General features: G+C 66.4%; 5 protein-coding genes. 4 read left to right on the forward strand and 1 reads right to left on the reverse strand.

Going from position 1 to position 10,617, the window contains the following annotated elements; genetic code table 11:
• The first annotated feature begins 248 nt into the window (after positions 1-248).
• The 4 genes from rplJ to rpoC all read left to right on the forward strand — a co-directional run bounded on the left by rplJ (position 249) and on the right by rpoC (position 9,137).
• Positions 249-866: a 50S ribosomal protein L10 gene (gene rplJ / locus ACZK39_RS13330; RefSeq protein ID WP_182800144.1), complete on the forward strand. Its 618-nt coding sequence runs from the start codon at positions 249-251 to the stop codon at positions 864-866.
• Positions 867-920: 54 nt separating this feature from the next.
• Entirely contained in the window at positions 921-1,313 is a 393-nt protein-coding gene (gene rplL, locus ACZK39_RS13335; protein ID WP_182800143.1) for a 50S ribosomal protein L7/L12, read from the forward strand.
• Between the two features lie 306 nt (positions 1,314-1,619).
• Positions 1,620-5,093 (forward strand): DNA-directed RNA polymerase subunit beta, encoded by a 3,474-nt coding sequence (gene rpoB / locus ACZK39_RS13340; RefSeq protein WP_182782356.1) that lies wholly within the window; start codon positions 1,620-1,622, stop codon positions 5,091-5,093.
• A gap of 105 nt (positions 5,094-5,198) precedes the next feature.
• Positions 5,199-9,137, forward strand: a complete 3,939-nt coding sequence (rpoC, locus tag ACZK39_RS13345) for a DNA-directed RNA polymerase subunit beta' (RefSeq protein WP_463613572.1) — start codon at positions 5,199-5,201, stop codon at positions 9,135-9,137.
• 128 nt (positions 9,138-9,265) lie between these two features.
• Here the strand turns inward: rpoC and ACZK39_RS13350 are convergent, their stop codons facing one another.
• Positions 9,266-10,501, reverse strand: a complete 1,236-nt coding sequence (locus ACZK39_RS13350) for an integrase catalytic domain-containing protein (RefSeq protein ID WP_463612408.1) — start codon at positions 10,499-10,501, stop codon at positions 9,266-9,268.
• Positions 10,502-10,617: the final 116 nt, after the last annotated feature.

The raw sequence follows: 10,617 nt of genomic DNA on the forward strand, positions 1-10,617 counted from the left end.
CGCCGCCGCCGACCCGGTCGATTTGGGGCTCCGGATGGGGCTGGGTATAGTTCGTCGGGCCGAAGACCGCAGGTGGCTCCCCAGCCATAACGCCGCAAGGCTCCCGCGCAGGTGTACGTGATCAGCTTCCCGAGTCCCTCGGATCGCCCCGCGCCGCCGGCGTCGGGGCGTTTTTTGCGTCGGCGGGGCTTCGGCCCTCCTTCCGCCCACCCGGGTGGAGGGCGGATGTTTCACCGGAAGGAGACCACATGGCGAGGCCGGACAAGGCTGCCAAGGTCGCAGACCTCACTGAGCAGTTCAGTAACTCTGCGGCGGCAGTTCTCACCGAGTATCGCGGTCTCACCGTCAAGGATCTGAAGACACTTCGTCGATCCCTCGGTGAGAACGCCACCTACGCCGTTGCGAAGAACACCCTTGCGGCGATCGCGGCCAAGGAAGCCGGTATCGAGGGCATCGAAGGTACCCTCACCGGCCCCACCGCCATCGCGTTCGTCAACGGTGACATCGCCGCCGCCACCAAGGGGCTGCGTGACTTCGCAAAGGCACATCCGTCTCTGGCAATCAAGGGTGGTGTGCTCGAGGGCAAGTTCCTCGACGCGCAGGCCGTGCTGAAGCTCGCGGACCTCGAGTCCCGCGAGGTCCTGCTGGCCAAGATGGCCGGCGCAATGCAGGCCAACCTGGCCAAGGCCGCTTACATGCTGGCCGCCCCGCTGTCGCAGGGCGCCCGTCTGTTCGGTGCTCTGCAGACCGCTGCCGAGGCCAACCCCTCCCTGATCGGTGGCACCGGCTCCGCGCCGGCCGCCGAAGCCACGGACGACACCCCCGCCGCTGATGCGGCACCCGTTGCAGCTGACGCTGCGGAGTGATCCGTTGCAGCACCCGCTGCGATCACAGTTTTTTCAACGAAAGGAACGCCCACCATGGCGAAGCTCACCACTGACGAGCTCCTTGACGCCTTCAAGGAGATGACCCTCATCGAGCTCTCTGAGTTCGTGAAGATCTTCGAGGACACCTTCGGTGTCACCGCTGCCGCGCCGGTCGCCGTCGCCGCTGCCGCCCCCGCCGCTGGCGGCGACGACGCCGGTGAGGAAGAGGCTGTCTCGGACAAGGTCGACGTCATCCTGACCGCCGGCGGCGACAAGAAGATCGCCGTCATCAAGGAGGTCCGCGCGCTGACCTCGCTCGGCCTGAAGGAGGCCAAGGACCTCGTCGAGGGCGCCCCCAAGGCCGTCCTGGAGCAGGTCGACAAGGAGACCGCTGCCAAGGCCAAGGAGGCCCTCGAGGCAGCCGGCGGCAGCGTCGAGCTCAAGTGATCTGAGCACAGGCTCAGCTCGGCACACGGCCCGTCCCCAGGTGGGGGCGGGCCGTTACCCATCCCCTCCCCGGATGGCAGGGGCTGAGGGTTGCGCCCCGCGCCCCGGCCGCTATCATCGGGATTGGAAGAGATCACCGTGGATCGAAGTCAACCGCAGGGCCCGTCAGGCCTGCGGTAGTTGCCGTCCTGTGCATCTTGCTCTATAGTGGTTGTTTGCCCAGCTATGCGTTGCGCCCGTGATTTGACACGGGAATTTCGCCATGCACGGAAAACCTGCTTCAAGCGTTCTTGGAAGGACCGAATCTTGGCCGCCTCGCGCTCTGCGTTGAAGAACACCAATGTCGTCTCATCCACCGGCCGAATCTCCTTCGCGAAGATTCATGAGCCGCTCGAGGTCCCAAACCTCCTGGATTTGCAGATTGACGCCTATAACTGGCTGATCGGAAACGACGCCTGGCAGAGGAGGGTCGCGGACCAGTTGGCCGCCGGCCGCACCGACGTCAACACCCGGTCCGGACTGGAGGAGATGTTCGCCGAGATCTCGCCCATCGAGGACTTCAACGAGACGATGTCGCTCTCGTTCCGCGACCACCGCTTCGAGTCCCCGAAGTGGACCATCGAGGAGTGCAAGGACCGCGACGTCACCTACGCCGCGCCCCTCTTCGTCACCGCCGAGTTCGTCAACAACGACACGGGCGAGATCAAGAGCCAGACCGTCTTCATCGGGGACTTCCCCCTGATGACGGACCGCGGCACCTTCATCATCAACGGCACCGAGCGCGTCGTGGTCTCCCAGCTCGTCCGCTCGCCGGGCGTGTACTTCGAGCAGACCCCCGACAAGACTTCTGACAAGGACATCTTCTCCTGCAAGGTGATCCCATCGCGTGGCGCCTGGCTCGAGTTCGAGATCGACAAGCGCGACATGGTGTTCGTGCGCCTGGACCGCAAGCGCAAGCAGAACGTCACCGTCCTGCTCAAGGCCCTCGGCTGGTCCGAGGACAAGATCCTCGAGGAGTTCGGCGAGTACGAGTCCATGCGCCTGACGCTGGAGAAGGACTCGGTCAAGACCCAGGACGAGGCGCTCCTGGACATCTACCGCAAGCTGCGCCCGGGCGAACCGCCGGCGCGTGACGCGGCGCAGGCGCTCTTGGACAACTACTACTTCAACCCCAAGCGCTACGACACCGCCAAGGTCGGCCGGTACAAGATCAACAAGAAGCTTGGCCTGGATCTCCCGTACGACCAGCAGGTGCTCACCCTCGACGACATCGTGGGCGCCATCCGCTACATCGTGGCGCTCCACGAGCACCGTGAGACGCTCGGCGACCTCCAGGTGGAGGCCGACGACATCGACCACTTCGGCAACCGCCGCCTCCGCACCGTGGGCGAGCTGATCCAGAACCAGCTGCGCACCGGCCTCGGCCGCATGGAGCGGGTGGTCCGGGACCGGATGACCACCCAGGACATCGAGGCCATCACGCCTCAGACCCTGATCAACATCCGCCCGGTGACGGCTGCGCTCAAGGAGTTCTTCGGCACCTCGCAGCTGTCGCAGTTCATGGACCAGAACAACCCGCTGGCCGGCCTCACGCACAAGCGTCGCCTTTCGGCGCTCGGCCCGGGCGGACTCTCCCGCGACCGCGCCGGCATGGAGGTCCGTGACGTCCACCCGTCGCACTACGGCCGCATGTGCCCCATCGAGACCCCTGAAGGCCCCAACATCGGCCTCATCGGCTCGCTGGCCTCGTTCGCCCGGGTCAACGCCTTCGGCTTCATCGAGACCCCGTACCGCAAGGTCGTCGACGGCATGGTCACCGATCAGATCGACTACCTCACCGCTGACGAGGAGGACCGCTACTCGATCGCGCAGGCCAACGCCCACGTCGATCAGTCCGGCCGCCTGACCGAGGAGAGCGTCCTCGTGCGCATCAAGCACGGCGACGTGGACCAGATCCACGCCTCCGATGTGGAGTACATGGACGTGTCGCCCCGGCAGATGGTCTCCATCGCCACGGCGCTCATCCCGTTCCTCGAGCACGACGATGCCTCCCGCGCACTCATGGGCGCCAACATGCAGCGCCAGGCCGTGCCGCTGATCCGCAACGAGGCCCCGATCGTGGGCACCGGCATGGAGTACCGCGCCGCGGTGGACGTCGGCGACGTGACGCTTGCGAAGAAGCCAGGTGTGGTCAGCTCCGTCTCCGCGGATCTGCTCGAAATCACCAACGACGACGGCACCTACCAGTCCTACAAGCTGGACAAGTTCGTGCGCTCCAACGCCGGCACCTGCATCAACCAGCGCCCGCTGGTGAAGCCGGGGGACCGCGTCGAGGTGGGCACCCCGCTGGCAGACGGCCCCTGCACGGATCAGGGCGAGCTGGCACTGGGGAAGAACCTCCTTGTGGCGTTCATGCCGTGGGAGGGCCTCAACTACGAGGACGCCATCATCCTGTCCCAGCGCATCGTCCAGGACGATGTGCTGACCTCGATCCACATCGAGGAGCACGAGGTGGACGCCCGCGACACCAAGCTGGGCGCGGAGGAGATCACCCGCGAGATCCCCAACGTCTCGGACGAGATGCTGGCGGACCTCGACGAGCGGGGCATCGTGCGCATCGGCGCCGAGGTCTCGGCCGGAGACGTCCTGGTGGGCAAGGTCACACCGAAGGGTGAGACCGAGCTGACGCCGGAAGAGCGCCTGCTGCGCGCCATCTTCGGCGAGAAGGCCCGCGAGGTGCGCGACACGTCCCTCAAGGTTCCCCACGGCGAGTCCGGCACCGTCATCGCGGTGCGCGTGTTCAACCGTGAGGACGACGACGAGCTCCCCCCCGGCGTCAACGAGCTGGTGCGCGTCCACGTGGCGCAGAAGAGGAAGATCTCCGACGGCGACAAGCTCGCCGGACGCCACGGTAACAAGGGCGTCATCTCGAAGATCCTCCCCATCGAGGACATGCCGTTCATGGAGGACGGCACCCCGGTCGACATCGTGCTCAACCCCCTCGGCGTGCCCTCCCGGATGAACATCGGGCAGGTGCTTGAGAACCACCTCGGGTGGATCGCCAAGACCGGCTGGGACGTCACGGACGTCCAGGAGGAATGGGCGGAGCGTCTGCGCGACGTCGGCCTCGGCCGCATGGAGGGCAACGCGAAGGTGGCCACCCCCGTCTTCGACGGCGCCAACGAATCGGAGATCGGCGGGTTGCTGGCCAACTCGCTGACCACCCGTGACGGCGAACGCCTCGTGGACTCCGGCGGCAAGGCGCGCCTGTTCGACGGCCGCTCCGGCGAGCCCTACCCGGAGAAGGTGGGCGTGGGCTACATGTACATGCTCAAGCTCCACCACCTCGTCGACGACAAGATCCACGCCCGCTCCACCGGCCCGTACTCGATGATCACGCAGCAGCCGCTGGGCGGTAAGGCCCAGTTCGGCGGACAGCGATTCGGCGAGATGGAGGTGTGGGCCCTCGAGGCCTACGGCGCCGCCTGGGCACTCCAGGAGCTGCTGACCATCAAGTCCGACGACGTCCCCGGCCGCGTGAAGGTCTACGAGGCCATCGTCAAGGGCGAGAACATCCCGGAGCCGGGTATCCCGGAGTCGTTCAAGGTTCTGGTCAAGGAGATGAAGTCGCTCTGCCTGAACGTGGAGGTCCTCTCGGACGACGGTCGGGTCATCGACCTGCGCGATTCCGAGGATGATCTCCGCTCGGCGGAGGATTTCGGCATCGATCTCGGTCGCCGTCCCGGAAGCGACAACTTCATGGACGTCGGTGAAGTCTGAGTGTTGCGCTCAGTCACCCCTCGGGCCTGACACGGTCCGAATCAACACCTCAGACTCACATCGAAACAGCGCCTACGCGTCACGCGTAGGGGAAAGAGAAGCAACGTGCTGGACGTGAACTTCTATGACGAGCTGCGGATCGGTCTCGCGAGCGCCGACCAAATCCGCGAATGGTCGCACGGCGAGGTCAAGAAGCCGGAGACCATCAACTACCGCACGCTGAAGCCTGAGCGCGACGGCCTCTTCTGCGAGAAGATCTTCGGTCCCACCCGGGACTGGGAGTGCTACTGCGGCAAGTACAAGCGGGTGCGGTTCAAGGGCATCATCTGCGAGCGCTGTGGCGTCGAGGTGACACGCTCCAACGTGCGCCGCGACCGGATGGGGCACGTCGAGCTGGCCGCCCCCGTCACGCACATCTGGTACTTCAAGGGTGTCCCCAGCAGGCTCGGCTACCTGCTGGACATCGCCCCGAAGGACCTGGAGAAGGTCATCTACTTCGCGGCGCACATGATCACCGCCGTCGACGAGGAGGCCCGTCACCGGGACCTCGCGTCTCTGCAGGCAAAGGTGGAGGTGGAGACCAAGCAGGTCGCCACCCGCCGCGACGCCGACATCGAGGCGCGCATGCGCAAGCTGGAGGAGGACCTCGCCCAGCTCGAGTCAGAGGGCGCGAAGGCGGACATCAAGCGCAAGGTCCGCGAAGCGGCCGAGCGCGAGGCCGGTCAGATCCGCACCCGCTCGCAGCGTCAGCTGGACCGCATCGACGAGGTGTGGCAGCGCTTCAAGACCCTCAAGGTCCAGGACCTCGAGGGCGACGAGATGCTCTACCGCGAGATGAAGAAGCGCTTCAGCAAGTACTTCGAGGGATCGATGGGCGCCGAGGCCATCCAGAAGCGCCTCCAGTCCTTCGACCTCCAGGCCGAGTCCGTGTCGCTGCGCGAGACCATCGCCACCGGCAAGGGCCAGCGCAAGACCCGGGCGCTCAAGCGCCTCAAGGTCGTCGCGGCGTTCCTGTCCGGCCAGAACCACCCGTCGGCCATGGTGCTCGACGTGGTCCCGGTGATCCCCCCGGACCTGCGCCCGATGGTGCAGCTCGACGGCGGCCGCTTCGCCACCTCCGATCTCAACGACCTCTACCGTCGCGTGATCAACCGCAACAACCGGCTCAAGCGCCTCCTGGATCTCGGCGCGCCCGAGATCATCGTCAACAACGAGAAGCGCATGCTGCAGGAGGCCGTGGACTCCCTGTTCGACAACGGCCGTCGCGGCCGTCCAGTCACGGGGCCGGGCAACCGCCCGCTGAAGTCGATCTCCGACATGCTCAAGGGCAAGCAGGGCCGGTTCCGCCAGAACCTGCTCGGCAAGCGCGTGGACTACTCGGGCCGTTCCGTGATCGTGGTGGGCCCGCAGCTGAAGCTGCACCAGTGCGGTCTGCCCAAGGCCATGGCGTTGGAGCTGTTCAAGCCCTTCGTCATGAAGCGCCTGGATGATCTCAACCACGCCCAGAACATCAAGGCCGCCAAGCGGATGGTGGAGCGCCAGCGCCCCGTCGTGTGGGACGTGCTGGAAGAGGTCATCGCCGAACACCCGGTGCTGCTGAACCGCGCACCGACGCTGCACCGCCTCGGCATCCAGGCCTTCGAGCCCCAGCTGATCGAGGGCAAGGCCATCCAGATCCACCCGTTGGTGTGCACCGCGTTCAACGCGGACTTCGACGGCGACCAGATGGCCGTGCACCTCCCGTTGTCGGTGGAGGCCCAGGCCGAAGCCCGCATCCTGATGCTCTCGACCAACAACATCCTGAAGCCGGCCGACGGCCGACCCGTGACCATGCCCACGCAGGACATGATCATCGGCCACTACTTCCTGACGCTGGTGCGTCCGGGGGCGGGCGAGGGTCGGACATTCTCGTCCCTGGCCGAGGCCATCATGGCGTTCGACCGTGGTCACCTGTCCATCGGCTCGAACATCAGGATCCGCCTCACCGGCGTCGTCGTCGAGGGCTCGACGCCCCGCGCCGACGGCTCGATCATCGTGGAGACCACGCTGGGCCGGGCGCTCTTCAACGAGGCGCTCCCGGACGACTTCGCCTTCGTGAACGAAGTGGTGGGCAAGAAGGTTCTCGGCGGCATCGTCAACGAGCTGGCCGAGCGCTACCCGAAGGTGGTCGTGGCCGCCGCGCTGGACAACCTCAAGGACCTGGGCTTCCAGTGGGCCACGCGCTCCGGGGTGACGGTGTCGATCGGGGACGTCCAGACCCCGCCGCAGAAGGCTCAGATCCTGGAAGGATACGAGACCCGCGCAGCCAAGATCGACAAGCTCTACGAGCGCGGTACCGTGACCGAGGATGAGCGCCGTCAGGAGCTCATCGCGATCTGGACCGACGCCACGGCCGAGCTGACCGAGGCGATGAAGGCCAACTTCACCAAGGACAACCCCATCTTCATGATGGTGGATTCCGGGGCCCGCGGAAACATGACGCAGATGCGTCAGATCGCCGCCATGCGAGGCCTGGTGGCCAACCCGAAGGGCGACATCATCGCCCGCCCGATCAAGTCCAACTTCCGTGAGGGCCTGTCGGTTCTCGAGTACTTCATCTCCACCCACGGTGGACGTAAGGGTCAGGCGGACACCGCCCTGCGGACCGCGGACTCGGGCTACCTGACCCGTCGTCTGGTGGACGTGTCGCAGGATGTCATCGTCCGCGAGGAGGACTGCGGCACCGAGCGTGGCCTCATCCGGCCGATCGCGAAGTGGACCAAGCCGGGCGTCGGGGAGAACGGCAGGCCGGTGGCAATCGCCGCGGAGCCGTTCGCCGAGGGCGCCACGGTGGAGATGTCGAACGAGGTGGAGACGGCCGTCTATGCCCGTTCCCTCGCGGTCGACGCGCTCGACGCGAAGGGGGAGGTGCTGGTCAAGGCCGGCACCGACCTGGGCGACGAGGAGATCCACACCCTGGTGCAGGCAGGCGTGACCGAGGTCAAGGTCCGCTCCGTCCTCACGTGTGAGTCCGCGGTGGGCACGTGCGCCATGTGCTACGGCCGTTCGCTGGCATCGGGCAAGATCGTCGACGTCGGCGAGGCCATCGGCATCGTCGCGGCGCAGTCCATCGGCGAGCCCGGCACCCAGCTGACGATGCGTACCTTCCACACCGGTGGTGTGGCTGGAGACGACATCACGCAGGGTCTGCCGCGCGTCACCGAGCTGTTCGAGGCCCGTCAGCCCAAGGGCAAGGCCCCGATCAGCGAGGCCGACGGCGTCGTGCGGATCGAGGACGGGGACCGGAGCCGGAAGATCGTCATCGTGCGTGACGACGGCGGCGAGGATCTCGAGTACCCGGTGGCGCGACGCGCACGCCTGGAGTTCGAGGACCACTCCGGCCACCGGACCCACATCGAGGACGGCGTGCACGTGGCCATCGGTCAGCAGCTGACCGCCGGCCAGGTGGATCCCCAGGACGTGCTCCGCGTGCGTGGGCTGCGCAAGGTGCAGGAGCACCTCGTGCAGGAGGTCCAGCGCGTGTACCGCACGCAGGGCGCCCCCATCCACGACAAGCACATCGAGATCATCATCAGGCAGATGTTGCGCCGGGTCACGGTCATCGACTCGGGCGAGACGTCGATGATGCCGGGCGAGCTCGTGGACCGTGCGTCCTACGAGGCGGCCAACCGTCAGGCTCTGACCGAGGGCGCGAAGCCTGCGGAGGGTCGTCCGGTGTTGATGGGCATCACCAAGGCCTCCCTGGCCACCGAGTCCTGGCTGTCGGCGGCCTCCTTCCAGGAGACGACCAAGGTCCTCACGGACGCGGCGATCCAGGGCAAGAGCGACACGCTCAAGGGCCTCAAGGAGAACGTCATCCTCGGCAAGCTGATCCCGGCCGGCACCGGCCTGGAGCGGTACCGCAACATCCGGGTGGAGCCCACCGAGGAGGCGCGAGCCAGCGCCTTCACGATGAGCTACGATCCCTACGATTACTCGTTCGGCTCTGACGTGGTCGGCCCCGCCGTCCCGCTCGACGAGATGGACTTCGGCGAGCTTCGCTGACGTCGGCCCATGTGCGGAGGGTCCTGGACTGAAAAGTCCGGGGCCCTCCGCCGCGTTTCGTAGTTCCTCATGTCAAGGTAGCCGCGAAATGATTCCTGGTTCCTCACATGGTTTAGCCGCGAAATGGGTCAGGCGGTGCGTGGGGTCTTGATCGCTGTGGTGGCGCTGGGGAGGGTCAGCTTGGCGGTGTAGAGGGCGTCGGTTTTGTCTTTGGCGGCGGCGATCAGGAGCCCTTGGATGCGGGTGATGTCGCGGGTGAGTTCGGCCAGGTTCAGCTGCTCGCGGCGGGCCAGCAGGTCGGCTTGCTGGGCTGGGGACAGGATCTGGGCGGCGAGGAGCCGGTCCAGGGGTGGACTGGGGCGGTCGTAGATGCGTTTACGGTGTCCGGCCTTGTCGGCGCCCCAGCCGACGGGTTTCTTGGTGGAGATGAAGTAGTTACCGCGGTCAGCCACGAGGGGCCACAGCTGGTTGAGGAGCGCGAGTTCGGTGGGGGTGTCGTAGCGGTAGTAGAACCCTCGCCGGCGCACGATGTGGTTGTTCTTGGCTTCGATGGTGGCTTGGTCGTTCTTCCGGTAGGGCCGTGATCGGGTGAAGAAGATGTCGCGGTGGCCGGCCCAGTTGATGACGTCGTGGTTGATGAACTCGGAGCCGTTGTCGCAGTCGAGGCCTTGGATCGGGAATGGGAACAGGTCGATGGCCTGGTCGAGGGCCTCAAGCATCCAGCGGCGGGCGTTGTTGCGGATCGCGATCACCTGGGTCCAGCCGGTGACCACGTCGGTCAACGACACGGAGCGGGCGAACTCGCCCTTCAGGGTGGGGCCGCAGTGGGCGACGGTGTCGACCTCGAGGAACCCGGGCTCGGCTTCGGCCTCGTCGCCGGCCTTGCGGATCTGGATCGAGGTCCGCAGCAGCGGACCCGGCCGGGTGGTGGTGAACCCGCGTAGCCCGTGGGTGGCCTTGAACCCGGCCAGATAGCGGTCGATCGTGGCCCCGGACATCGCCTCCAGTTCGGCACGCACCCCCGGGCTGTAACCGCCCCGCCCCGGGGCGAGCTCACTGTTGGCCTCCAGGTTCGACAGGAGCCTGGTCATGTCCGCGGCCAGGTAGGGGCCGCACTCACAGCCGGAGAGCACCCACACCCGCTCCAGAACCCTGGCGGCATCGGTGGAGTACTTCCTCGGCTTCGCGCGGCGGCGGTCGATCCTGGCCACGTTCGAGGGCCGGGTGCCGGTGGCGGTCAACAGGTGCCGGGCCCGGTCCCGCGACAGCCCGGTCACGAGGCAGAACTCGTCGAGCATCGCACCCTTGACCTTCTTCGTCGCCGCCACATACGCCCGGGCGTACTTGCGTGTCACTTCGATCACGGCAGTCCTCGATAGATCCGATCCCATCGCTCCAGCGTGAACCGCCCTCACGTTCGCGGCTGCAGTTGTGTGAGGAACGATCACCCTTTCGCGGCTGACTTCTCTGATGATCGTCG

The organism is Tessaracoccus luoxuelianae (assembly GCF_055326245.1).

Bases quoted from the DNA above. Each gene is read 5' to 3' on its own strand.
- rplL (WP_182800143.1), top strand. From the start codon at position 921: ATGGCGAAGCTCACCACTGACGAGCTCCTTGACGCCTTCAAGGAGATG.
- rplJ (WP_182800144.1), top strand. From the start codon at position 249: ATGGCGAGGCCGGACAAGGCTGCCAAGGTCGCAGACCTCACTGAGCAG.